The sequence below is a fragment of the Actinoplanes sp. NPDC049681 genome, assembly GCF_044465265.1.
Taxonomy (GTDB): Bacteria; Actinomycetota; Actinomycetes; order Mycobacteriales; family Micromonosporaceae; genus Actinoplanes.
This window is the reverse complement of sequence record NZ_JBITLP010000007.1, coordinates 330979-353565: the sequence shown is the minus strand read 5'-3', so window position 1 is coordinate 353565 and position 22587 is coordinate 330979. Positions and strand designations below refer to the sequence as shown.

Annotated in this window: 24 protein-coding genes; 8 read left to right on the top strand and 16 right to left on the bottom strand. The window is 71.8% G+C overall.

Annotation, left to right across the window (positions count from 1 at the left end; genetic code table 11):
• Window positions 1-8 precede the first annotated feature (8 nt).
• Both ACIBO8_RS26675 and ACIBO8_RS26670 read right to left on the bottom strand, forming a co-directional pair.
• On the bottom strand, window positions 9-671 hold the full coding sequence (locus tag ACIBO8_RS26675; RefSeq protein WP_396118033.1) for a response regulator: 663 nt from the start codon (window positions 669-671) through the stop codon (window positions 9-11).
• Window positions 668-1804 carry a sensor histidine kinase gene (locus tag ACIBO8_RS26670; RefSeq protein ID WP_396118221.1) on the bottom strand — a complete coding sequence of 379 codons (1137 nt, stop codon included), beginning with the start codon at window positions 1802-1804 and terminating at the stop codon, window positions 668-670. The genes ACIBO8_RS26675 and ACIBO8_RS26670 overlap by 4 nt, the downstream gene beginning before the upstream one ends.
• 162 nt (window positions 1805-1966) lie before the next feature.
• Between ACIBO8_RS26670 and ACIBO8_RS26665 the strand changes: the two genes are divergently transcribed.
• The 7 genes from ACIBO8_RS26665 (at window position 1967) to ACIBO8_RS26635 (ending at window position 8842) form a co-directional block, all read left to right on the top strand.
• Window positions 1967-2707, top strand: a complete 741-nt coding sequence (locus ACIBO8_RS26665) for a hypothetical protein (RefSeq protein ID WP_396118032.1) — start codon at window positions 1967-1969, stop codon at window positions 2705-2707.
• Window positions 2708-2938: 231 nt separating this feature from the next.
• Window positions 2939-3154: a hypothetical protein gene (locus ACIBO8_RS26660; protein WP_396118031.1), complete on the top strand. Its 216-nt coding sequence runs from the start codon at window positions 2939-2941 to the stop codon at window positions 3152-3154.
• A gap of 148 nt (window positions 3155-3302) precedes the next feature.
• A complete protein-coding gene (locus ACIBO8_RS26655) occupies window positions 3303-3944 on the top strand; it encodes a DedA family protein (protein ID WP_396118030.1) in 642 nt (213 codons plus the stop codon).
• A 424-nt stretch (window positions 3945-4368) separates the two neighbouring features.
• Window positions 4369-5370 carry a dihydroxyacetone kinase subunit DhaK gene (gene dhaK / locus ACIBO8_RS26650; protein WP_396118029.1) on the top strand — a complete coding sequence of 334 codons (1002 nt, stop codon included), beginning with the start codon at window positions 4369-4371 and terminating at the stop codon, window positions 5368-5370.
• A 5-nt stretch (window positions 5371-5375) separates the two neighbouring features.
• Complete coding sequence (gene dhaL / locus ACIBO8_RS26645) at window positions 5376-6020, top strand: dihydroxyacetone kinase subunit DhaL (protein ID WP_396118028.1); 645 nt, start codon at window positions 5376-5378, stop codon at window positions 6018-6020.
• A gap of 5 nt (window positions 6021-6025) precedes the next feature.
• The gene (gene ptsP / locus ACIBO8_RS26640; protein ID WP_396118027.1) at window positions 6026-8443 is read left to right on the top strand and encodes a phosphoenolpyruvate--protein phosphotransferase; all 2418 of its coding nucleotides are present in this window, start codon (window positions 6026-6028) and stop codon (window positions 8441-8443) included.
• A gap of 105 nt (window positions 8444-8548) precedes the next feature.
• Window positions 8549-8842 carry a hypothetical protein gene (locus ACIBO8_RS26635; RefSeq protein WP_396118026.1) on the top strand — a complete coding sequence of 98 codons (294 nt, stop codon included), beginning with the start codon at window positions 8549-8551 and terminating at the stop codon, window positions 8840-8842.
• Between the two features lie 9 nt (window positions 8843-8851).
• Here ACIBO8_RS26635 and ACIBO8_RS26630 read toward each other — a convergent pair whose 3' ends face one another.
• From ACIBO8_RS26630 to ACIBO8_RS26600, 7 genes are all read right to left on the bottom strand, one after another.
• Window positions 8852-10771 carry a hypothetical protein gene (locus tag ACIBO8_RS26630; RefSeq protein WP_396118025.1) on the bottom strand — a complete coding sequence of 640 codons (1920 nt, stop codon included), beginning with the start codon at window positions 10769-10771 and terminating at the stop codon, window positions 8852-8854.
• Between the two features lie 62 nt (window positions 10772-10833).
• The gene (locus ACIBO8_RS26625; RefSeq protein ID WP_396118024.1) at window positions 10834-11136 is read right to left on the bottom strand and encodes a protealysin inhibitor emfourin; all 303 of its coding nucleotides are present in this window, start codon (window positions 11134-11136) and stop codon (window positions 10834-10836) included.
• The gene (locus ACIBO8_RS26620) at window positions 11137-12315 is read right to left on the bottom strand and encodes a M4 family metallopeptidase (protein WP_396118023.1); all 1179 of its coding nucleotides are present in this window, start codon (window positions 12313-12315) and stop codon (window positions 11137-11139) included. It abuts the gene before it with no gap.
• A gap of 212 nt (window positions 12316-12527) precedes the next feature.
• Window positions 12528-13727, bottom strand: coding sequence for an MAB_1171c family putative transporter (locus ACIBO8_RS26615; RefSeq protein ID WP_396118022.1), 1200 nt, complete (start codon window positions 13725-13727; stop codon window positions 12528-12530).
• A complete protein-coding gene (locus ACIBO8_RS26610) occupies window positions 13720-14157 on the bottom strand; it encodes a hypothetical protein (protein ID WP_396118021.1) in 438 nt (145 codons plus the stop codon). Before ACIBO8_RS26610 ends, ACIBO8_RS26615 begins: the two co-directional genes overlap by 8 nt.
• 38 nt (window positions 14158-14195) lie before the next feature.
• Entirely contained in the window at window positions 14196-14603 is a 408-nt protein-coding gene (locus ACIBO8_RS26605; protein WP_396118020.1) for a hypothetical protein, read from the bottom strand.
• Window positions 14604-14607: 4 nt separating this feature from the next.
• Complete coding sequence (locus tag ACIBO8_RS26600; protein ID WP_396118019.1) at window positions 14608-15393, bottom strand: PIG-L family deacetylase; 786 nt, start codon at window positions 15391-15393, stop codon at window positions 14608-14610.
• Window positions 15394-15846: 453 nt separating this feature from the next.
• Here ACIBO8_RS26600 and ACIBO8_RS26595 point away from each other — a divergent pair, with 453 nt between their 5' ends.
• Complete coding sequence (locus tag ACIBO8_RS26595) at window positions 15847-16176, top strand: Lsr2 family protein (protein ID WP_396118018.1); 330 nt, start codon at window positions 15847-15849, stop codon at window positions 16174-16176.
• 17 nt (window positions 16177-16193) lie between these two features.
• Here ACIBO8_RS26595 and ACIBO8_RS26590 read toward each other — a convergent pair whose 3' ends face one another.
• From ACIBO8_RS26590 to ACIBO8_RS26560, 7 genes are all read right to left on the bottom strand, one after another.
• Window positions 16194-17081: an IPT/TIG domain-containing protein gene (locus tag ACIBO8_RS26590; RefSeq protein ID WP_396118017.1), complete on the bottom strand. Its 888-nt coding sequence runs from the start codon at window positions 17079-17081 to the stop codon at window positions 16194-16196.
• Window positions 17078-17287: a hypothetical protein gene (locus ACIBO8_RS26585; protein ID WP_396118016.1), complete on the bottom strand. Its 210-nt coding sequence runs from the start codon at window positions 17285-17287 to the stop codon at window positions 17078-17080. The genes ACIBO8_RS26590 and ACIBO8_RS26585 overlap by 4 nt, the downstream gene beginning before the upstream one ends.
• A 147-nt stretch (window positions 17288-17434) precedes the next feature.
• On the bottom strand, window positions 17435-18784 hold the full coding sequence (locus ACIBO8_RS26580) for an LLM class flavin-dependent oxidoreductase (RefSeq protein ID WP_396118015.1): 1350 nt from the start codon (window positions 18782-18784) through the stop codon (window positions 17435-17437).
• Window positions 18784-19674: a TauD/TfdA dioxygenase family protein gene (locus ACIBO8_RS26575; protein ID WP_396118014.1), complete on the bottom strand. Its 891-nt coding sequence runs from the start codon at window positions 19672-19674 to the stop codon at window positions 18784-18786. The genes ACIBO8_RS26580 and ACIBO8_RS26575 overlap by 1 nt, the downstream gene beginning before the upstream one ends.
• Before the next feature lie 16 nt (window positions 19675-19690).
• Window positions 19691-20506, bottom strand: a complete 816-nt coding sequence (locus ACIBO8_RS26570; RefSeq protein ID WP_396118013.1) for an ABC transporter permease — start codon at window positions 20504-20506, stop codon at window positions 19691-19693.
• Window positions 20499-21323, bottom strand: a complete 825-nt coding sequence (locus tag ACIBO8_RS26565; protein ID WP_396118012.1) for an ABC transporter ATP-binding protein — start codon at window positions 21321-21323, stop codon at window positions 20499-20501. Before ACIBO8_RS26565 ends, ACIBO8_RS26570 begins: the two co-directional genes overlap by 8 nt.
• Window positions 21320-22345, bottom strand: coding sequence for an ABC transporter substrate-binding protein (locus ACIBO8_RS26560; protein WP_396118011.1), 1026 nt, complete (start codon window positions 22343-22345; stop codon window positions 21320-21322). The genes ACIBO8_RS26565 and ACIBO8_RS26560 overlap by 4 nt, the downstream gene beginning before the upstream one ends.
• Window positions 22346-22587: the final 242 nt, after the last annotated feature.

Sequence of the window (22587 nt, the reverse complement as noted above, 5' to 3'; positions counted from 1 at the left end):
GTGAGGTATCAACCGGCCAGGCCGTTGCGGTACGCGAACACCACCGCCTGCACCCGCGTGCGCAGGCCCAGTTTCATGAGGATGCGCGACAGGTGCGTCTTGACCGTCGCCTCCCCGAGATACATCCGCGCGGCGATCTCCGCATTCGTCAGTCCTTCCGCAAGGAGCCGCAGGACGTCGCGCTCCCGGGGGGTCAGCTGCTCCAGGACGGCCGGCTCCCCGATGCTCGGCTCGTCCTCCTCAGGATCGGGCTGGCCGGCGAACGCGGCGATCACCCGCAGCGTCACTGCAGGGTCGAGCAACCCGTGGCCGGCGGCCACCGTGCGGACCGCGTCGACGAGGTCCTCCGGCGGCGCCACCTTCAGCAGGAAGCCGCTCACCCCGGCACGCAGAGCCGCCGCCACGTGGGCGTCCTCGTCGAAGGTCGTGAGCACGACGACCTTGCTGTCGGGGTAGCCGGCGCAGATCCGGCGCGCGGCAGTGATGCCGTCCATCCGGGGCATGCGGACATCCATGAGGACCACGTCGGGGCGTACGCGGGCGACCAGCGCCTCCGCCTCGTCGCCGTCGGACGCCTCGCCGACCACCTCGATGTCGTCCTCGCCGCTGAGCACCATGCGCAGCCCGACGCGGATCATCGCCTCGTCGTCGACGAGCGCCACCCGGATCATCGGCTCAGCTCCAGCGGGAAGCTCGCCCGTACGGCAAAACCGCCGCCGGGCTCCGGACCGGCGCGCAACGTGCCCCGGAACAGCGACACCCGTTCCCGCATACCGACCAGCCCATGGCCACCCGGCCCCGGAGCCGGCGGAGGCGCCGCGGCCGGCTCGTTCACCACGCTCACCGCGACCCGCTCCGGGGCGTACTCGATGGTGACGCTGGTCGGCGCCGGACCGTTGTGCCGCAACACGTTCGTGAGCGCCTCCTGCAGCACCCTGTACGCCGACGCGTCCAGCAGGCGGGGCACCTCGCCGCGTTCGCCGCGCACCTCCAGGCGTACCGGAAGACCCGCCGCCTCCACCTCGCCGACCAGGTCGCCGGCCCGGACCAGGGACGGCTCGGGCGCCGGCGGGCCGGCGCTCCCCCGGTCGCGCAGGATGCCGACCAGCCCGCGCATCTCCTCCACGGACCGGCGGCCGAGGCGCTCGAGCCCGTGCACCAGCTCGCGATGATGCGGGTCGTCGATCTGCCGCCGCAGCGCGCCCAGTTGCAGCGTCATCACGCTGACCGAATGCGCCACCGCGTCATGCACCTCCCGGGCGATACGGGTGCGCTCGGAGACCACGGCGGCGTGCGCGCTGCGCTCACGCTCGGCGTCGAGGGCCGCGGCGAGGCGCGTCAGTTCGGCCGCGCGCTCGCCGTTGGTGCGGCTCAGGCGGCCCAGGGCCCAGCCCGGCAGGAGAATGGCCGGCTGGAAGATCGCCTCCCACACCGACTGCCCGGCGAGCAGCGAGGTCACCACGCCGGCGAGGATCGCGGCGACAAGCGCCGGCCCGGAGCGCCGCGGCGGCAGGCGCCACGCGGCCCAGGCCACCACACCGATGAGCCCGATGAGCCCGGCACCGCCGATGTCACCGGCGCCGACCAGCAGGCCCAGCGGGAAACAGGCGACCGCGAGCAGGGTCCCGGCCAGCGGAAACCAGGCCGCCAGCACGATGCCGGCGCCGAGCAGCACGCCCGGCACCCAGATCGTCTCCGGCCGGACGCTGAACGCGGCGTCGAGATTCGCCTCTGCCACCGCCAGGGCCCCCACGACGGGGCCGAGAACGAGCGGCACCGCTCGCGGGTCGAGGAGTCGGCGCATGGTCACGATTGCTGATCGTACGGACGCGGTCGCGCGCGGGAGTCCGCCGAACGATGGACCCGGGCGGGTCGCGGTCCTCCGCCTTCCGGGGGAAAGCGCAGGCCGGAGACGGTACGCGATGACGGACGCGGGGAGAGGGGCCGGATCGGCAGGGTTGTCGGCGTGACCATCGACCGCACCGAACGGAGCACCACCTTGACGACCGTCGACTCGACCATCACGACCGGCACGCACACGAGCGGCGCCGCGGACCCCGGGGTACGCACCCGCCGGGCGCTCTACCGGCTCGCCGGCGGGGCGCTCGTCGCCGGGCCGGTCCTCTACCTCGCGGGGATGCTGACCTGCCCACCGCAGGACGGACCGGACACCGCCGCCTACATCAGCTCGCTGGCGCGCGACACCACGCTCACCGAGACGTCGGCGATCCTGCTGCATTACGGCAACCTGCTGACGGGCGTCGGCATGCTGGTCGTACCGCTGCTGGTCCGTAGCGCGAAGGGGCGGATCCTCACCCTGCTGGGCACCCTCGGCGCGGTCCTCACCATGCTCAACATCTCGGGCGCGGTGAAGGACGACTGGTGGCGCATGGTCATCGGCCGTACGGTCCCGATGGACGTCGCCGTACGCATCTCCGACACGGTCGACGCCAGCGGCCTCCTGACCCTGTGGCGTGGCACCAGCATGATCGGCTTCCTCGGGCTGCTGCTCGCGTACGTCGGGCTCGCCCGTTCCGGAGTCCTGGGCTGGTGGGCGCCGGCGGTGTACGTGGCCGCCTTCGTCGGCATGATGACGGTGCCGGTGAGCCTGACCGTGGTGTACGGGCTGGTCTTCACCTCTTTGTTCGCGCCGCTCGCGATGGTGGGGGTGCTCGCCGTCCGCCGCGCCGCCCTTCGCATCGGCTGACCGCCGGCCCTCCCCCGTGGCCGGGTCATCCCCGGTCACGGGGATCACTACGCCTAAACCGTCCTAGGAACCTGGATAGCCTGCCCGCGGGACGCGACGGCGATCGCCCGGCGTCGACCGCCGTTCCCCGCGATCCCGTCGAACCACGACGGGACGTAGCCGGACGCCGTCCTCGCTTGCAAGCCCTACCATTGACGTTCATCAACGTCGTCGGGTGGGGGGAGCCGGACCGTGGCACACCGTCGGGAGGGCGGCCGGCTACGGCGTCTCGGCAGGTTCCTGCGGCAGCACCTTCCGGCGGCCCTCGCCCACATCGCGCTCTGCATGGGGCCGTACGCGGCGCAGGCCCTCGCCGAGGCGCGGTCGGGTCGGCCACTCGACGCGCGGGAGGCCGCCGCCTGGGCCGAGATCGTGGCGCGGTGGAACGCCGCGGGCCCGGAGGTCTAGCCGTGGTCGGTGCGTTCCCTGTCGTCGAACGCCTGCACCAGCCGGCGCTCCTCCCACCGGAAGTGGGACTACGACTCAGGGTCGCCTCAGGGACGGGTCGGGGAATGGCCCCATGGTGCCGCGCGTCCGGGTTGACAAGGCTGATCGTGTGATCGCCGAACTGATGAGCTCCGCTTCCACCTTCGTCGCGTGGCTGGCCACGCTGGACCAGTGGCCGGTGCTGCTGTTCACGATGCTCTCCAGCGCTGTCGAGACCACGTTCCTGCTCGGCCTGTTCGTGCCGGGCGAGTCGGTGGTCATGCTCGCGGGTTCGCTACCGCACGGCCCGGGCGGATTCGCCCTTGCGGTCGCCGCCGGTACGGCCGGCGCGCTGGCAGGTCAGATCGCGGGCTACGCCGTCGGCCGGGTCCTCGGGGCACGGCTGCGCGAGACCCGGCTCGGCCGGCGGATCGGTCCGCAGCGGTGGGACCGCGCGGAGGCGTACCTGCGGGACAACGGCGCGGCGGCACTGGTGGCGGTCCGCTTCGTGGCGGTCATCCACGCGGTCGTGCCGATCGTCGCGGGCACCGCCCGCATGCCGTTCGGCCGGTTCGTCGGCTGGTCGGCGCTGGGCACCACCATCTGGGTCGGCGTCTTCGCCACGGTCGGCGCGCTGACCGCCGGCGCCGACCACTCCGGCGGCACGGGCGTGGTGCTCACCGCCATCGGTGCGACCTGCCTCGGCGTGGTGCCGCTCGCGGGCCGCTTGGTGCGACGGGTCGTGCCGCGCGTGGCCACGGCCGGCTCATAGACCGGCCGCGGCACGATACTCAGTGGAAGGCGCGGGACCTCGCCCGCACCAGTCGCCCGGCGTGCTCGATGCCGAGGAACTCGGCGACACTCCACGAGGATGCGTCAGTGCGGTGAAGCCGCCGATGAGGGGTGTCTCGCGGCAGCCGGTGCCGGCGCGCTCGCCAGCACGGTCAGCACGCTCGCCCCGGCGGCGGCCGACGCTTTCAGAACCTGGTGGATCTTCATCCGTCCCCCCTCGGCAGACGGTTCGCCGCCGGGGCCCTCAGCCATCGAAGGGATGGCGGTCGGCCGGACGGACCGGCCCGGAACCGGGTTGTCCACAGGCACGGCGACGACCGCCGGTGATCGGCGTAGCTTGTGGGGAGCAGGTCGTCCCTCCAGCCAGATTCATCCCTCAGGCGAGACCGGTGAGGAGTCCGGAGATGAACAAGCTCATCAACGACCCGGCCACTGTCGTCACCGACGCGCTGCGCGGCGTCGCGGCCGCCCATCCCGAGTTGCGCGTCGACCACGAGAATCACATCGTCTGCCGCGGCGACGCACCGGTCCGCGGCAAGGTCGGGCTCGTCTCCGGCGGCGGGTCGGGCCACGAGCCCCTGCACGCCGGCTTCGTCGGCCCCGGCATGCTCGACGCCGCCTGCGCCGGCGAGATCTTCACGTCCCCGGTCCCGGACCAGATCCTGGCCGCCACCAAGGCCGTCGACGGCGGCGCCGGGGTGCTGCACATCGTCAAGAACTACACCGGCGACGTCATGAACTTCGAGATGGCGGCGGAGCTGGCCGAGGCCGAGACCGGCGTCTCCGTGACCGCGGTGGTGACCGACGACGACGTGGCGGTGCAGGACAGCCTTTACACGGCCGGGCGCCGCGGGGTGGGCGTCACGGTCCTGCTCGAGAAGATCGCCGGCGCGGCCGCGGATCAGGGCCGGCCGCTGGCCGAGGTCGCCGAGGTGGCCCGCAAGGTCAACGCCGAGGGTCGCAGCATGGGCGTCGCCCTCACCTCCTGCACCGTGCCGGCCGCGGGCAAACCGACCTTCGAGCTTCCCGACGGGCAGATGGAGCTGGGCATCGGTATCCACGGCGAGCCCGGGCGCCGCCGCGTGCCGACCGCGCCCGCCGCGGAGATCGCCGAGATGCTCGTCAGCCCGATCCTCGCCGACCTCGACTTCACCGGCGGCTCCGGCGTCATCGCGTTCGTCAACGGCATGGGCGCCACCCCGCTGCTCGAGCTGTACGTGATGTATCACGAGATCGCGACGATCCTCGGCAAGAACGGGATCGGTGTCGCCCGCTCGCTCGTCGGGCCGTACATCACCAGCCTCGACATGGCCGGCTGCTCGGTCACCCTGCTCAAGGCCGACGACGAGATCCTGCGGCTGTGGGACGCCCCGGTGCGTACCCCGGCGCTGCGCTGGGGGGTGTGAGCCGCATGACCGGCACCGTGGACACCGCGGCGCTCGCCGCGTGGCTGCGCGAGTTCGCCCGCCTCGTCGCCGAGAACCGGGAGCGGCTCACCGAGCTCGACGCCGCCATCGGCGATGCCGACCACGGTGCCAACATGGACCGCGGTATGACGGCGGTGGTCGCGGCATACGACGAGGCTGCGCCCGGCACACCGGCGGAGCTGTTCAAGCGCACCGGCATGACCCTGGTGAGCAAGGTGGGCGGTGCCAGCGGCCCGCTGTACGGCACGGCGTTCCTGCGCATGGCCGCCGCGGCCGGCGACGCGACCAGCTTGGACGGGGCCGCCTTCGCCAAGGTGCTGCGGGCGGGTCTCGAGGGCGTGCTGGCGCGCGGCAAGGCCGAGGCGGGCGACAAGACCATGGTCGACGCGCTCGCCCCGGCGATCGACGCGCTGGACGCCGCACTGGCCGACGGGCAGCCCCTGCAGGAGGCCCTGAAGGCCACGGTCCGGGCCGCCGAGGAGGGCCGGGACGCCACCATCCCGCTGATCGCCCGCAAGGGCCGGGCCAGCTATCTCGGCGAGCGCAGCGCCGGGCACCAGGACCCGGGCGCGACCTCGGTGACGTTGCTGCTCACGGCCGCCGCCACGACCCTGCCGGGCGAGGCCTGAGGCGGATGGTCGGCCTGGTCGTCGTCAGCCACAGCCGCGCGCTCGCCCGCGCCGCCGCGGCCCTCGCGGCGGAGATGGTCCCGGACCGGCCGGTGCCCCTCGAGGTGGCGGCCGGCCTGGACGAGACCACGTTCGGCACGGACGCGGTCGCCATCACGGAGGCCGTGACCGCCGCCGATCACGGTGACGGCGTCGTGGTCCTGATGGACCTGGGCAGCGCGGTGCTCTCCGCCGAGCTGGCCCTGGACCTCCTGGAGGACGGCGTCCGCGACCGGGTGGTGCTGACGCCGGCCCCGCTGGTGGAGGGCTTGATCGCCGCCACGGTCGCGGCGGCAGGCGGGGCGACCCGGCAGGAGGTCGCGGAGGAGGCCGCCGGGGCCCTGAGCGGCAAGCAGTCCCACCTCGGCGCGCCACCACCGGGCCCGGCAAGCGCGCCACCGTCCGGGCCGGGCCCCTCGGCGACGGTGACGGTCGTCAACCCGCACGGCCTGCACGCCCGCCCGGCGGCCCGGCTCGTGACCCAGGTCCGGTCGTTCGACGCGACGGTGGAGCTCCGCAACGCCACCACCGGCTCCGCCTGGGTGCCGGCGGCGAGCCTGTCGCGCCTCGCCACCCTCGGCGTCCTGCAGGGACACGAGATCGGCGTACGCGCGTCGGGCCCGCAGGCAGCCGCAGCCGTCGAGGCCGTCGTCGCCCTCGCCGCCCGGTCCTTCGACGAAACAGGCGCCTCGCCACCTCCACCCGCGACGGCGCCCGCACCGGTCGCCCCCGGCGCCGGCCGGCCGGCGTCGCCGGGCATCGGCCACGGTCCCGCCCGGCACGCGAGCACGGCCGAACCCGAGATTCCCGACGTGCCGTCCCGCGGGCCGGGCGCCGAGTGGCAGCGGATCGAGGACGCGCTCTCGACGGCGCGGCAGGACCTGCTCCGGATCCGCGCCGGCACCACCGACGACCATGCGGGGATCTTCGACGCCCACCTGCTGCTGCTCGACGACGCCGACCTGCTCGATGACGTCCGGTCGCGTATCGAGGGCGGCTCCCCCGCGCCGCGGGCATGGGCCGACGCCACCGCACGGATCGCGGCAGAGTTCGACGCGCTGCCGGACGCGTACCTTCAGGCTCGGGCGACCGACGTGCGCTCGGTGGGCACGCAGGTCCTCCGCACCCTGCTCGGCGTCCCGGCAACGGCGATGCCCGACGAGGGAGTGCTCATCGCGGCGGACCTGTCCCCGGCGGACGCGGCGGCTCTCGACCCCGCGCGCATCACCGGGATCCTGCTCGCCTCCGGCAGCCCCACCTCGCACGGCGCGATCCTGGCCCGCACCCGCGGCATCCCGGCCGTCGTCGCTGTGGGCCCCGCGCTGCTCGACATACCCGAGGGCACCCCGGTGGCCCTGGACGGCGCCACCGGCGAGGTCGTCGTGGATCCGTCCGAGCCGGTGCTCGCCGCCCTGCGCGAACGAGCGGTCGCCCAGGCGTCACGCCGCCGCCGTGCCCTGGCCCGCGCCGCCGAACCGGCGGTGACCCGGGACGGCGTGCCGATCGCGGTGGGTGCCAACGTGGGCTCGGTGGCGGACGCCGACTCGGCGGCCACGAGCGGTGCCGACCTGGCCGGCCTGATCCGTACCGAATTCCTCTTCCTGGGCCGCGACACTGCGCCCGACGCCGACGAGCAGGAAGCGGTCTACCGGCAGATCGCCGCCGCCCTGGACGGCCGGCGGCTCAGGATCCGCACGCTCGACGTCGGCGGGGACAAGCCCCTGCCCTACGCGCCGGCCGCCGCGGAGGACAACCCCTTCCTGGGGGTACGGGGCATCCGCCACTCCCTGGCCCACCCGGCACTGCTCGCGGCCCAACTGCTCGCCATCGTGCGCGTGGCTCACGACGTACCCGTGGACGTGATGTTCCCGATGGTGAGCACAGTGGACGAAGTGGTGGCGGCGCGCAGGATGCTCGGCGAGGCGATGTCGCTCGCCGGCGGAAGCGCTCGTCCCGGCCTGCGGGTGGGCATCATGGTGGAGGTGCCCGCAGCCGCTCTGAAAGCGGCGGCCCTCGCTCCCCACGTCGACTTCCTCAGCATCGGCACCAACGACCTGACGCAGTACGCCCTGGCCGCCGAACGGGGCAACCCGGCCCTCGCCACCCTGGCGGACGGCCTCGACCCGGGCGTCCTGCGGCTGATCGACGCGGTCTGCCGCGGCGCGGGCGACCGGGTTTCCGTTTCGGTCTGCGGTGAGCTGGCCGCCGACGAGACCGCGGTGCCGCTGCTGGCCGGGCTCGGGGTGCGGGAGCTGAGCGTGGCGCCCCCGCTGATCCCGGCGGTCAAGGAGGCCGTACGAGCCACCGACCGGGCCCGGGCCGCCGCCGTGGCCGCCCGGGCGCTCGGCTCCGACGGACCGGCGGCGGTTCGCGCCTTGTCCTGACCGCTATCGTCGAACGGAATGTCATTCCCCGATTCAGGTGATCACAGTGCACCCGGTCTGACGACGGCCCCGCCGAGGGCCGTCACGGAGCCGGAAGGCGCCCGTATGAGCAGAACCGACACCACCCGGCCCCGATGGGTCCGGATCGCCGACGCGCCGATGACCACCTGCATCCCCGCGCACGACCACCGCGCAGGTCCGTGCGCCCTCCCGGCGAAGATCACCGCGGAGAGCGCCTCCCCGCATCCGGGCCGGTGCCACTGGACCTCGACCGCTTCCTTCGATCGGCTCCGGACGGACGACGGCGGCCGGGAGTGGTACCACTACCGGCATGCGGAGCGCCGCCTCGACCGTCATCGGGTCCGCCGGCAGCTGCGCGCCTGTCGCGGCGCCGGATGAGGAAGGGAGTCAGGCCTGCTCGGGCTTGACGACCCACCCGCTCCCCCGGTGCAGGCACCGGACCCCGCTGCGCCGGGGGTCGCCGGGACGCAGGTCGCCGTTGTCGCCGATGTAGAGCCGCTTCTCGGGATCGGCCTCGATGAGGTCGCTGTACCGCCAGTTCTCGATGCGGCCCATCCACTCACTGTGGTTCAGCGCCTCGCTCAGCACCCGGATCCGCCGCCGGATCGTCGCCGCGTCGGTGTCCGGCAGGAGCGGGTCCAGCGTTTCCGTGAGTTCGTCGACTCTGCGGTGGCATGCCTGCTCGGTGTCGCCGGACGCCCGGCACACGAACTGCACGAGGTCGCTCGCTGTGCGGATGCCGACCGTGCGCAGCGCGGTGCGCAGTGCGGCGTTGGGATGGCTGGGTGCTTCCTCGTCCTCCTGGACGCCGTTGAGGTACATCGCCAGGATCGCCTGGTCCACCCAGTCGACGAGGCGGGCGGCCTGGATGCGGGTCTTGAAGAAGAGGTCGAGCAGGTCGTGGTGGGCCAGGGCCTCGACGTTGGTGATGCCTTCCTCGGAGAGCCGGGTGCGCTCGTACAGGTCGATGCCCTCGATCTCGGTGAGGGGCTGCTGCTGGTCGAGGTTGAGCAGGTTGGTCATCTTCGGCAGCACCTTCTCCCACAGCAGGTGCAGGACCCGGTCGGGCACGAAGCCGGCGGCGAAGGCGATCAGGAAGAGCGGCTGGGACTTGTCACCGGCGTCGGAGACGGCTTCGATCAGCCAGGCCAGCACGACGACGACGAGGATGCGCACCGCGATCGTCGTGTACGTCTTGGGCCGCAGGTCCGCGCGCATGTAGCCGGACCGGATCAGGTTCAGGGCGAAGAAGTACGCGCCCAGGAACGCGAACGTGACCAGCGACTGGTCCGGGTCGAGCAGGCCCAGGAAGGACAGGCTCTCCCCCGGGCCGAGCTGCACCCGGTCGCCGGCGCGCAGCATGATCAGCAGCCAGCCGAAGGCGAGGATCACCGTGGTGACGATGATCGGGGAGCGGCGGCCGCGGGTGAGCCGCCCGCGGCCGTCGTCGCCGCCGTACGCCTCCTCGAGCTGGCGCTCGTACTTGGCCTTGACGTCGGCCATGGTGAAGACGGTTGGGTCGAGCCGGAACACGTTCTGGATCCAGCGGTGCCGCAACGTGCCGAGCCGTTCGGCGTCGAACTGGAAGTACATCAGCGCCGGCATGAGGGTCGCCACCGAGATGAACGTGAGCTGCATCAGGCGGCCGACGATCACCAGCGGCTGGGAGAAGTCGACGGCGAACCCGTCGGGCCAGAAGGTGACCACGTCGTGCAGGTCGGTGGCGAGATAGAGGATGACCGCGGGTACGAGGATCCCGATGGCCACCACCATGACCATCGTGAAGTTGTACCAGGTCCAGCGGCGCACCTGCCGTCCCGTGCCCCGGGTCAGCGCCGCACTGCGCTTGCGCCCTCTGCGGGCGGGCTGGGTCAGCAGCGCGAGGAACCACACCCCGCAGCCGATCGCCAGCGCCGCGCCCAGGCGTACCCACCACCAGAGCGGCAGGGGCCACCAGGCGGCCAGCCAGCACGCACCGATGATCATGCTGATGCGGACGGCGGCGGCCATCTGCGGGTCGGTCTCCGGCGCGTCCGGCTTGCGGCACAGGGTGACCTGATGGCGTTCCTCCAGCCGGGTCAGCTGCGGGAACGCCTCGAGCAGCGCCGGTCCGGCGTGCCAGATGCTCTCCTCGTGCGGGGCGAGGCTGAGCACCCGCCCGTCGTTCTCCAGCCAGATGGGGCGCGGCGTCTCGTTGCGGATCAACCAGCACGGCGCCGCGGCGGGTGGTGCCCATCGGTTCTCGTCCTGGACGGTACGGGGTGAGGTCCGCAGAATGCGGGACGGCGTCATCGTCGGTGCGGCCACGGGAGTTCACTTCCTTCCTCGTACTGTCACGAGGCGGGTTCCCGGCGCCGAGATACCTGGCCTCAGATGGCGTGGTCCTGCAGGAACCGGACCAGGTGGGCGAACTGCGGGGACGCGTCGGTGTCGGAGCCGGTCAGCACCCGGGTCGTCCCGGCGTCCTCGACGGTGACGGTGTAGGACATGGCATCCCGAGCCGCGGCGGGCCCGGCCGGCGGGGCGGCGTCCGTGCCGAGCGCCGCGTCCGTCAGCCGGGCCAGCTCCTCCGCCTGCTCCGGCAGCAGCAGGCGGGTGTCGGCGACCCGTACGGCAGCGACCCGGTTGATCGCCGCCGCCAGGCCGCCGTGCTCCTGCAGGGTCACCCTCACTCAGCGCCTGCCCGCCAGCGCCTGCACCTCGGCGGCGAGGGCCTGTACCTGGGCGGTGAGGCCCTCGAGCTGCTCGGAGATCGCCGTCGTGGACCCGGTGCCGTCGCCCGGCGTGGCGGGCGGTGCGCTGATCGCGACGCCCACGGCCTCCCAGGCGTTCGCGACCGCCTGCTGTTCGGCGCTTCCCGCACCGCACAGCTCGCCCGCCTTGCGGTAGGTGATGCCGGCGAAGTCGGCGAACTGGGCGCGGGCGGTCGAGGCCTTGAGCGACTCGTACCAGATGTGTCCGGCGGCGTCCCAGGAGTTGCCGCCGATCGCGGTCGCGACCAGGTAGAAGGCCTTGTTCGGGATGCCGGAGTTGATGTGCACCCCGCCGAAGTCGCCCTCCTCGGTGTCGGGCAGCTCGACGTAGTCGTTCATGTGCGCCGGCTGCGGGTCCTTGCCGAACAACCGGTTGTCGAAGGCCGTGCCGGGGGCCTTCATCGAGCGCAGGGCGTCGGCCTCGATGCCCGGGGTGAACACGTCGGACCCGATGAGCCAGTCGGCCTCCGCGGCGCTCTGCTTGAGCGCCCACTGCTTGACCATCGAGCCGAAGACGTCGGACATGGACTCGTTCAGGGCGCCGGACTGCTCGTGGTACTCCCACGCGGCGGTGAACTCGGTGACACCGTGCGTCAGTTCGTGCGCGATGACGTCCAGGGACCCGGTGAAATCGCTGAAAACGCGTCCGTCTCCGTCGCCGAAGACCATTTCACTTCCGTCCCAGAAAGCATTGTTGTAACGCAGTCCCCGGTGGACGTAACCGTGCAGCCGCATGCCGCGGCCGTCGATGGAGTCCCGTTCGAACACGTCGCGCAGGAAATCCCGGGTGACCCCGAATCCGTCGTATGCGCGGTTGACGGATTCGTCCGCGACCGCCTGGCCGCCCTCGCTGCGGGCGAGCGTCGCCAGCTGCAGGACGATGCCGGTACGGCAGTCGAAGATCGTCCGGCGTCCCGCGACCGGGGCGCCGGCAGCCCCGGCGAGCAGGGACCGGACCCCCCGTTCGCCGCGGAGCTGGGCGGTCGACACCAGCGTGGCCAGCGCGGCGCGCCGGATCTCGGCGTCGTCGCTCTCGAGCAGACTCTGAAGAATGTAGGGCGGTGTGATGCAGGTCAGGCGCCGGTGATTGACGGTCACGGCTTCAGCCTCCTCGGAGCACGAATGGGGTTTTTGTTCTGTGCCCGGAGTCCCTGTGTGCTCGTGATCCGCACATCGGCCGGCGGTCGCAGAATTTCCTCACCGTGACAGCCGCGTCACCCTTGGTCCAGACGAAAGTCCAGATGGCGACATGCGTATCTGGAAGGTCCGAGGAATCACCACCGGACCATTAACGACGAGTGTCGATCGGTTTACGGCACCGAGCTGGCGGAACTGCTCTCCTGCCGGTCCGCGAAGTCCTGCACGGCCCGCGAGGTCAGGTGGCGGTGCAGCTTCACCAGCTGACTCACCTCGCGGCGCATGGTCGACGTGGTGGCGCGTACGTCGGGCAGCAACTCCTGCCCCGGCTCCTGATCGGCCCGGCGCGCACCGGTCCGCGCCTCCCGGCGGGTCGCCTCGATCCAGCAGGCGACGGCGACAAGGCGTTCCCGGCCGGGTTCCGCCACCTCGGCGGCGTACTCGGCGGCCTCGCGGAGCAGGCGCGGCGTGGCCCAGCCGTCGTGCAGGAAGGTGATGCTGTCACGGATCTCGACGACCCGTTGGTGCAGCAGCTCCCAGCTGTCGCCGGAGCTCAGCAGGTCGGCCGGTCGCGACCGCGGCTCGTGCAGGACCAGCTCCGGCGTCGCCCTCCTGAGCAGCAGCCACAGGGGGTACAGGCGCTGCCGGCGCGCCCGGTAGACGAGGGCCCTGCGCATCGGTTCGAGCGCGGCGACGGAACAGGCCAGGGCCACCACGACGAATCGCGTGAAGGAGAACCAGAAACCCGCCACGGCCAGGCCGGCGGGCGTGTCCGGCACGAACCATCGGACGGCCCTGATCACGAGGTACGGCAGCTCTGCACCGACGCCCAGGGCCAGGGCGATCATGCTGAACCGCAGGATCGGGCTGCGCATCGACCGGGCGGTGCGCCAGAAGATGGCCGAAGCCCCGATCGCCGTCGTCGCCCCGTACCCGATCCAGGCGATGGCGTAAGGGATCCACCAACCGTGGGCCTGCTTGCCGTATCGGTCGGCGTCCGGGGTGAGGAGGAACAGCACGACGGCGATGACGGCCATCGTGGCGGCCGCGATCAGCGGGGCGCGCAGGGGTCGTCCGGATCCGGGGTGAGCGGCCCGGTGCAGGTGCAGGGCGAACCACCAGACGGCCGCGAAGTCGGTCAGCGCCACCAGGGACACCACGAGGTCGCTCAGGTGCGCCACCCCCGTGCCGTCGATCCACCGGGCGACACCGGCCTGGATGACCACCGAGCCGAGGGCCAGGCACAGCAGCACGACCCACGCCGGGCGCTGCTGCCGCCGCCGGAGCGCGGGCAGGCGGAGGACCAGCACCGTCCACACGATGACGAGGAGGACGCCGCGCAGGCTCTCCACCCAGCCGGGCACGTCACGCACGGAAGGCTCCGAGCAGTTCCTCGGCGCGTCGTTCCGTCGCACTCAGGTCGGGCGGGGGCAGCTGGCCCGCCGCCTTCAGCACCATCGACGCGAACGTCTCGGCGATCTCCTCCTCGATGCTGTTGCACACCCGCGCCATGTCACGTCGCGCAGTGCCGTGGCCGGCGAGGAGGTGGCATATCTCGTGCAGGATGATGTGGTCCCGGTAGTAGCCGGTGGCCGAGGCACGATGGATGATCCGGTCGTGGGTGCCGTCGTCGTACCACAGGCCCGAGGGCAGGCCCCGGAGCCGGACCGCGTGCACCGTGAGCGGCCGGCCGCGCGCCTCGGCGATGTCCCGGCAGAGCGTCTCGATGTCCCAGGGCTTCGGCAGGTCCGGAAGCCGGGCGACGAGCCTGCCGGCGATCGCGCGCGTGTACTTGGACGTCAAAGCCCTCTCCGTTCTCCGCCCCCGGGGGCATCGCCGGCTCACCCTCGGTCGGTGGTGTCGCGCTGTCCGTCACGCTCCTTGACCATGTGGATGGCCTTCTCGATCGCGTCCAGCTCCTCGGGGCGCAGTGAGGAGAAGCGCATCGCGAGCGTCTCGACGTCCGTCTCACCGGCGGGCTCCACCGCCGGCATCAGGACGGACGGCGGCACACCGAGGAACCGGGCGAGCACGGCTCTCGTCCGGTCCGTGATGTTCACGGCGTCACCGCTGAGGATGTTGTGCATGTGGCCGTGCGAGATGGCGTCGCCGCCGTTGGCGTCCTTCATGTGCCGGGCCAGAACGCGTACGGAGGGGACACGGCCGCGCCCGTACCGTTGCTCCAGGAGCCTGATCACCGTGCTGGCCAGCCAGACACCGGAGGTGTCGCCGGCGGGGGTGCCGGTCATCACGTCAGCCCTCCCCCCGGACGCCGGCGAACAGGTCGCGCTCGGGCAGCGGCGCCCCGCTGCGGTCCCAGGTGCGGATGTAGGACTCGCGGGCGAGCACCGCGGGCAGCTCCTTGGCGAAGAGCCGCTCCATCCAGGTGCCCCCGACCTGGCTGGCGTGCGCGAGGATGGCAGCCTGCTTGCGGTCGAGGACGCCGGCCACGTCGACGGTCGTGGTGGTCCGCTCGTCCACGCGCTCGGCCTCGGCGCTGGACTCGGGCTCGGCGAAGGAGTCCCCCAGCCCGGCCTGCACCGCCGCGTCGTGGATCCCCCTCCAGTAGGAGGCGCCCAGGGCCACGCCGTACGCCTTGGCCGGGATGCCGGTGGCGGCCACGGCCCGGTGGGTCGCGGCCGCGGCGTGGGCATGGTCCGGGTGATACCGCCCCTCGGGGTCGTACGTGACCACCACCTGCGGCTTGTACCGGCCGATGAGCGCGCCGATCCGGGCGGCGACGTCGTCGACGGGAACGTCGCGGAAGGCGTCGGGCCGGCGCTCGTCCGTCATCCCGGAGTCGTGGTAGCCGAGCAGCTCGAGGTCGGAGACGCCCAGGTGCGCGCAGGCGCTGCGGAGCTCCGCGACGCGACCTCCATCGGCCGCCGGCCCGGCGCGGTGCTCCCCGTTCGTGCAGGTGATCAGGACGACACGCACACCCTGCCGCGCGTAGTGCGCGAGGATGCCGCCGGTGTTGGTGGACTCCGGCCCGGGGTGGGCATGCACCGCCATCAGAACCAGCTCTTGCGGGAAAGCCATCGTCGAGAAGGTCCTCTCGTGGGCGACGTCATTGACTCCGGTCAGTGTACGGCCCTTCGATGATCAGCTCTTCATACCACCGCCACCGCCTCACGTCCCACAATTGTCTGCTACACCACAAATGGCGTCGCGGATGTCACGCTGTTGAATGCATTCTATTAAGGACTGTGCCTTCCTTCCGGAAAACCCTGGCGCAGCAACCACTGTGCCACGTCCACTGTGGCGTCCAATGCACTTGACACCCTCCGGGGCCCCTCCTAGGCTCAATCACGCCTTCAGGAGGAAACCGCAATTGTGAAGGCTGTCGAAATAGCCACGAGAATGGATACGCAGCGATCTGCATCACGGGCGATCCACCGCTCCGAACGCCACGGCAGGTTATCGGGGGCGTCGCGCTCGGAGCACCGGAGGCACGTATGCAGAACCCCATCGCCAGCTCCAGGAGATCTCCGCATGGCCAGGCACCTCACCACCGTGCTGACCGATGACATCGACGGCGGCAGCGCCGACCGTACGGTCGAGTTCGGCCTCGACGGCATGACCTACACCATCGACCTCTCCGACCAGAACGCCGGCCACCTGCGCACGGCGCTGCAGCCGTACCTGTCCGCCGCGACCCGCATCGGTCCCGGCCGGAACCAGGGACGGACGAGGCGCCGCGCCGGGCCCGGCCAGGACCAGCACCACGCGATCCGGGAGTGGGCGAACCGGATCGGCTACGAGCTGACGGGGCACGGCCGGATGCCCATCTCCGTCGTCGAGGTCTTCCACCACGCGCACTGACGCGGGTCGTGCCCGCCCTACCGCCGGCGGCGACGCAGCCGCCCGAGCAGCGCGGGAAACGTCCCCGATTCGACGTCCTCCACCTGGATGACGATCGCGTTGGACGTCCCGCCGCCCGGCGCCGGGTTGACGACCACGAGCTCGAGCGTGCCGCCCTCGTCGAGGGCCCGCTCGTCGATCGTCAGCTCCATGGCGGTGTCGCTCACCACGCGCTGCTCGGCGGGAACGTCGCCGCGCCCGCCGGCCCGGGTCACGCGGGCGGTGGACTCCTCGGCGAAACCCTCGCCGAGCAGCCGCAGCACCGCGGTGGCACGGATCGGCACGCTGGCCGGTTCCACGGCGACCAGCCGCGGCACCGGCAGCGCCACTTTGTCCTTGCGCAGCGCGTCGCCCTTGCGGTCCTGGACGCGGAACAGCGTCGTGAAAACCTCCTCCAGCTTGTCGGTGGCCTGCTTGGAGAAGAGTCCGACCAGGCCCGCGAGGGCCGCCATGCCGTACGGATTGACGTCGCCCGAGTCGGCCTGAGCAGCCAGGAACCCACCGCGGACGGCCAGGTAGAAGATGACGGCGAGGGCGCCACCGATGAAGATCCGCAGCAGGTACCACCACACCCAGCTCAGCGTCAGCGCCCGGTTGCCCACGTACGTCGCGAACGAGGTCGCGGCGTGGACGAAGCCGCCCAGGGCACTGCTCACCACCACGAGCAGGAGCAGGGCCGCGTCGGGCACCAGCTCGAGGGTGACGACGCCGAAGAGGTGGACCCGATGGGCCGCGCCGGGGCCGGTGGCGGTCACGGCCGGCCAGATGACGATCAGGACGTAGACCAGCCCGGTTCCCATGATCACCAGGCCCAGCCCCAGCAGCTGGGTGATCCACGCGAGCAGCTTCGGGGAGTCCGCCGTCATGCCGATTCAAGGTAGTGCGCGGCACCGCGGCGGGCGGCGGCGTTGTCGGATATCCGGGCGGACGACTTCGGGATGCGTACGGCGCGCAGCGTTGCGGCGGCCATGCACAGCGGGAACACCGCGCCGCTGGGGCCCTGCACGGCCCGCCCGGCGACCATCGGGCCGAGGCCGCCGGCCGCCGCCGACACCGCCGATCCGGCGCTCATGGCGGCGAGCCGGCCGAGCAGCGGCGTGGGGTGGAGCCCAGCTCTCGCGGGAAGACGCGAGCGCGGGCACCACCAGCGACTGCAGCACCGCGTAGGCGGCGGTGCGGGGCAGAGGCCGCCCAGAACAGCCCCCGCCCCGCACCCGCGTCACGGCAGGACCACGGGACTGCGGTCAGCCGTGTTGCGGTTCGCCGGACGCGGCAGGCCGTAGTGCTCGCGCAGCGTCCGTCCGGTGTACTCGGTGCGGAACCGGTCCCGCTCCTGCAGGATCGGCACCACCTCGTCGACGAAACGCTCCAGCGAGGACGGCAGCACCGGCGGCATGATGTTGAAGCCGTCGGCCGCGCCGGCGTCGTACCAGTGCAGAAGCGCGTCGGCGACCTGTGCCGGCGTACCGGCGAAGGTGAGATGCCCCCGCCCGCCGCCGAGCCGGGCGATGATCTGGCGGACGGTGAGCCGCTCGCGGCGGCCCAGGTTGACCACCAGCGTGCGCCGGCTCTTGGCGCCCTCGATCTCGTCCTCCTCGGGCAGGTGCGCCGGCAGTTCCTCGTCCAGGCGCAGCTCGGCGAGGTCGACGCCGAGCAGCTCGGCGAGGCCGGGCAGCGCGAACTCGGGCCGGATCAGCCGGTTGAGCTCGGCGTCGAGCTCGCGAGCCTCGGCCTCGGTGGCCCCGATCAGCGGCACGATGCCGGGCAGGATCTTCACCCCGTCCGGGTCGCGGCCGTGCTCGGCGGCGCGGCGCTTCAGGTCGTCGTAGAACTCCTGGGCGTCGGCGAGCGTCTGGTGTGCCGTGAACACCGCCTCCGCGTAGCGGGCCGCGAAGTTCCGTCCGTTCTCCGAGGAACCCGCCTGCACCAGCAGCGGGTGACCCTGCGGGGTCCGGGGCACGTTGAGCGCCCCGGCCACGCGGTAGTAGCTGCCCTCGTACGCCGGAGGGTAGATCTTGCCGCCGTCGCCCCAGATCCCGCGCTCCTTGTCGGCGATGACGGCCTCGTCGTCCCACGAGTCCCACAGCTTCAGGGAGACGTCGACGAACTCGGCGGCCCGCTCGTAGCGCTCGCGGTGCGCGGGCAGGTGGTCCAGGTTGAAGTTGCGGGCGGCGTCGAGCCCCGCGGTGGTGACGATGTTCCAGCCGGCCCGGCCGCCGCTGACGACGTCCAGCGACGCGAATCGCCGGGCCAGGTTGTAGGGCTCGTTGTAGGTGGTGGAGGCGGTGGCGATGAGTCCGATCCGCTCGGTGGCCCCGGCCAGCGCGGTCAGCAGGACCGTCGGTTCCAGGACGCCGGACGGGCGGCGCTCGACCTGGTCCCACAGCACGGGCCCGTCGGCGAGGAACAACGAGTCGAGCTTGCCGCGCTCGGCGATGCGGGCCAGGTTCTTGTAGTGCTCGACGTCGGCGGCGGCGTACGGGTCGCTCTCCGGCAGGCGCCAGGCGGCCTCGTGGTGGCCGACGCCCATGAGGAACGCGTTGAGGTGCAGGTGTCCGGGCCGGGTCATCACGCCGCCTGCGGGGTGTAGTGGGCCGCGTCGCCGCCCTCGAGGACGTGGCTCTTGCCGCCGTCCGCGCCGACGGGCACGTCGCCCGCGACGGTCACCCGGTGCAGCTTGCGGGGCAGGTCGCCGTAGTCGTCGGCGGCGTAGTGCTGGGAGGCGCGGTTGTCGAAGACGACGACGTCGCCGACCGCCCAGTGGTGGCGCAGCGTGTTCTCCGGGCGGGTCACGTACGCCTGCAGCAGCCGCAGGACGTCCCGCGACTCGGTCCTGGACAGCCCGATGAGGCTGCTCGCGAAGCCGCCGATGAACAGGTTCGGCGTGCCCGACTCGGGGTGGATGCGGACCACCGGATGCGCGGTGCGGTAGCGCTGGGAAACGAACACCTTGTGGTATTCCTCCACTTCTTCCGTACGGAACTGGGGGTGCTCGGCGTAGTCGTGGTCGTTGGTGTGCACGGCCCACAACCGGTCGGCGAGCAGGCGCAGGTGCTCGGGCAGGTCGGCGTAGGCGGCGGCGGTGTTGGCGAACAGGGTGTCGCCCCCGTACGGCGGGATCACCAGGCTGCGCAACGTGGTGGCCTTCGGCGGCCGGAGCACGAACGTCACGTCGGTGTGCCACGAGTTGGCGCGGGCGCCCTCGCCGCCCTGCACCGGCAGGATGTTCGCCTGCCCGTGCACCGAGGGAACGGTCGGGTGGGCGGTGGTCAGCGGCCCGAACGCCGCGGCGAAGCGCAGGTGCGCCTCGTCGTCGAGGTCCTGGCCGCGGAAGACGAGCACCTTGTGCTCGACGAGGGCCTGGTTGAGCTCGTTTCTCAGCGTGTCGTCGAGCGGCCGGGAGAGGTCGAGGCCCTCGATCTCGGCACCGATGCGGCCACCGATTCGGCGGATGGTCATGGTCTCTTCCTTCCGGTCAGGCGGTACGCCAGGTGGAGAAGCGGCGCTCGATGAGCACGAGCAGCTGGTTGACCAGCAGGCCGATGCCGGAGATCGTGATGATCCCCGCGTACATGTCGGGCACGGCGAAGTTGTACTGGGCGTAGTTGATGAGATAACCGAGGCCGGCCTTGGCGCCGACCATCTCGGCGGCGATGAGGATCAGGATCGAGTACGCGCCGGCCAGCCGGATCCCGGTGAAGATCGTCGGTACGGCGGCCGGCAGCACCACCTTCTGGAACAGCCGCAGCGCCCCCAGGTCGAGCGAGCGCGCCGACTTGATCAGCAGCGGGTCGACGGTCCGTACGCCGCTGATCGTGTTGAGCAGCACGGGCCAGGCGCAGGCGTAGAAGATGATCGCGATCTTCGAGGTCTCGCCCAGCCCGAGGATGAGGACGAACACCGGCAGGATCGCCAGCGCCGCGGTGTTGCGGAACACCTCGAGCAGCGGGTTGAGCAGGTTGGCCACCGGCCGGTACCAGCCGATGAGCAGGCCCAGCGGGATGGCCGCGACGATCGCCAGGCCGAAGCCGGCGAGGGAGCGGCTCAGGCTGGCCTGCACGTGGTTCCACAGCTCGCCCGACTGCACGAGCTGCCACCAGGCGACCAGCACCTCGGACAGCGGCGGCAGGAACGTCGCGTCGACGACGCCGAGCCGCGGAAGGATCTCCCACACCACCGCCAGCGCGGCGATCGCGACGGTCCGGGTCACGACCGCGCCGACGGCGCGCAGCACGGGTACGCGCGGGGTCGTGACGATCTCACGTGGCACGGGCAGCACGACGCTAGACACGGGTGGTCTCCTTCTTGTGGGCCAGGCCGAGTTCGGCGCTGCGCGCCTTCCGGACCTCGTCGCGCAGCAGGGTCCAGATCTCGTGCCGGTGGTGGGCGAACCGGGGGTCGGAGCGCAGGTCCTCGGTGGCCGAGCGGGCGGTGAGCGGGATGTCCACGACCTGCTTGATCCGGCCCGGGCGCGAGGTCATCACCGCGACCCGCTGCCCGAGGTACACGGCCTCGTCGATGCCGTGCGTGATGAACACGACCGTCTTGCCGGTCTTCTCCCAGATCCGCAGCAGCTCGTCCTGCAGGCCGTCGCGGGTCTGCGCGTCCAGGGCGGCGAACGGCTCGTCCATCAGCAGCACGTCGGGGTCGAAGGCCAGGCTGCGAGCGATCGCCACCCGCTGCTTCATGCCGCCCGACAGCTCGTGGGGGTACCGGTCGTGGAAGCCGGCGAGCCCGACGAGGTCCAGGTATTCGCGGGCCCGGCCGGCGCGCTCGCGGCGGGGCACGTGCTTGGCCTCGAGGCCGAACTCCACGTTGCCCTGTGCCGTACGCCAGGGCAGCAGGGCGTACTGCTGGAAGACGACGCCGCGGTCCAGGCCGGGGCCGGTGACCTCGGCGCCGTCGACCAGGATCCGCCCGCTGCTGGCCCGGGTCAGGCCGCCGAGCAGGTCCAGCAGGGTCGACTTGCCGCAGCCGCTCGGGCCGACGATGACCAGGAACTCGCCCGCCCGGACGTCGAGGTCGATGTCCTGCAGCGCCGTGACGGTGGTGCCGCGGGCCTGGAAGCTCTTGCTCACGTTCCGGAACCGGATCTTGGCGTCGCTCATCGGGCCGCACCGCCCGAGGCCAGGTCGTTGTACTGGTTGGTGTACAGGTCGGAGGGCTTGAGGTCCTTGTTCTTGAGCTCACCGGTGCTGCTCAGCCACTCGATCCAGGTGGAGAAGTCCTTGTCGGTGATGGTGCCGCCCTTGCCGGCGACGCCGTAGCTCTTCCAGAACTTCAGCTGGCTGTCGTCCTCGTTGCGCCCGCGCTTGGCGAGGATGTCGCGGAACCGGGCGATGACCACGTCCCGCGGCTGCGTCCGCGACCACTCGATGGCCTTGGCCACCCCGGTGACGAAGGTGTGCACGGTCTCGGGGTTCTTCTTCAGGAAGTCGTCGCGCAGCACGTAACTGCCGCCGGTGAACGCCCCGAGCAGGTCGTAGTCGGTGTAGAGCGGCCGGATGCCGCCACGCTCCAGAGCCTTGTCGCGCAGCGTCCCGCTGAGCGAGGCGACGTCGATCTGGCCCTGGCGCAGCGACTGCTCGGTGTTGACCGGCGGCACCACGATCAGCTCGACCTGCTTGATCTCCTCCGGCGTGAGCCCGTTGCGGCTCAGGTACGTCTTCGTGACGGCCTCGGCGTGGGCGCCCAGCGTGTTGACCCCGATCTTCTTGCCGATGAGGTCCCTGGCCGTCTTGATCGGGCTGTCGGAGCGGACGTAGAAGCCGTTGTAGGTGTCCTTGTCCGACCCGTAGTAGCCGATCACGGCGGTGATCGGCGCCTTGCCCGCCTTCAGTTTGACGATCGCGCCGTTGAAGGCTCCGCCGAAGTCGATGTCGCCGGTGGTCGCGGCCTGGATGTCCTGCGGGCCGCTGATCGTGTTGCCGATCCACTTGAGCTTGACGTCGCCCAGGTAGCCGAGATCCTCGGCGAGCTCGGGCGGCGTCACCTGGCCCACCCAGCCCTGATATCGCAGTTCCTTGACGTTCTTGGCGGCGCCGGCGGCGCCGGACCCGCATCCGGACAATGCGGCCGCGGCGAGGCCGGCGGCCAGGGCGGCCGCCACGGCGGCTCTGGTCAGCTTCATGGGAGAGCTCCTTGCTGCGGGTAGGTGTCATCGGCCCGGGTGGCGGCGTCGCCACCGGAGGAGGGCAGGGTTGATCGCGCCGGCTCGCGGCGTCGTCATGCGAGAAAGGTCGGGCGGGGATCCGCTGTGCTCGCCCGGCGACTCAACAGGTGCAGCTACACACCCGGAGGTAGTCGACGAAGCGGCGTCGGGTGAGACGCTTGCTCCGGTTCATGCCAGCAACGTAAACATCCCGATCCGCC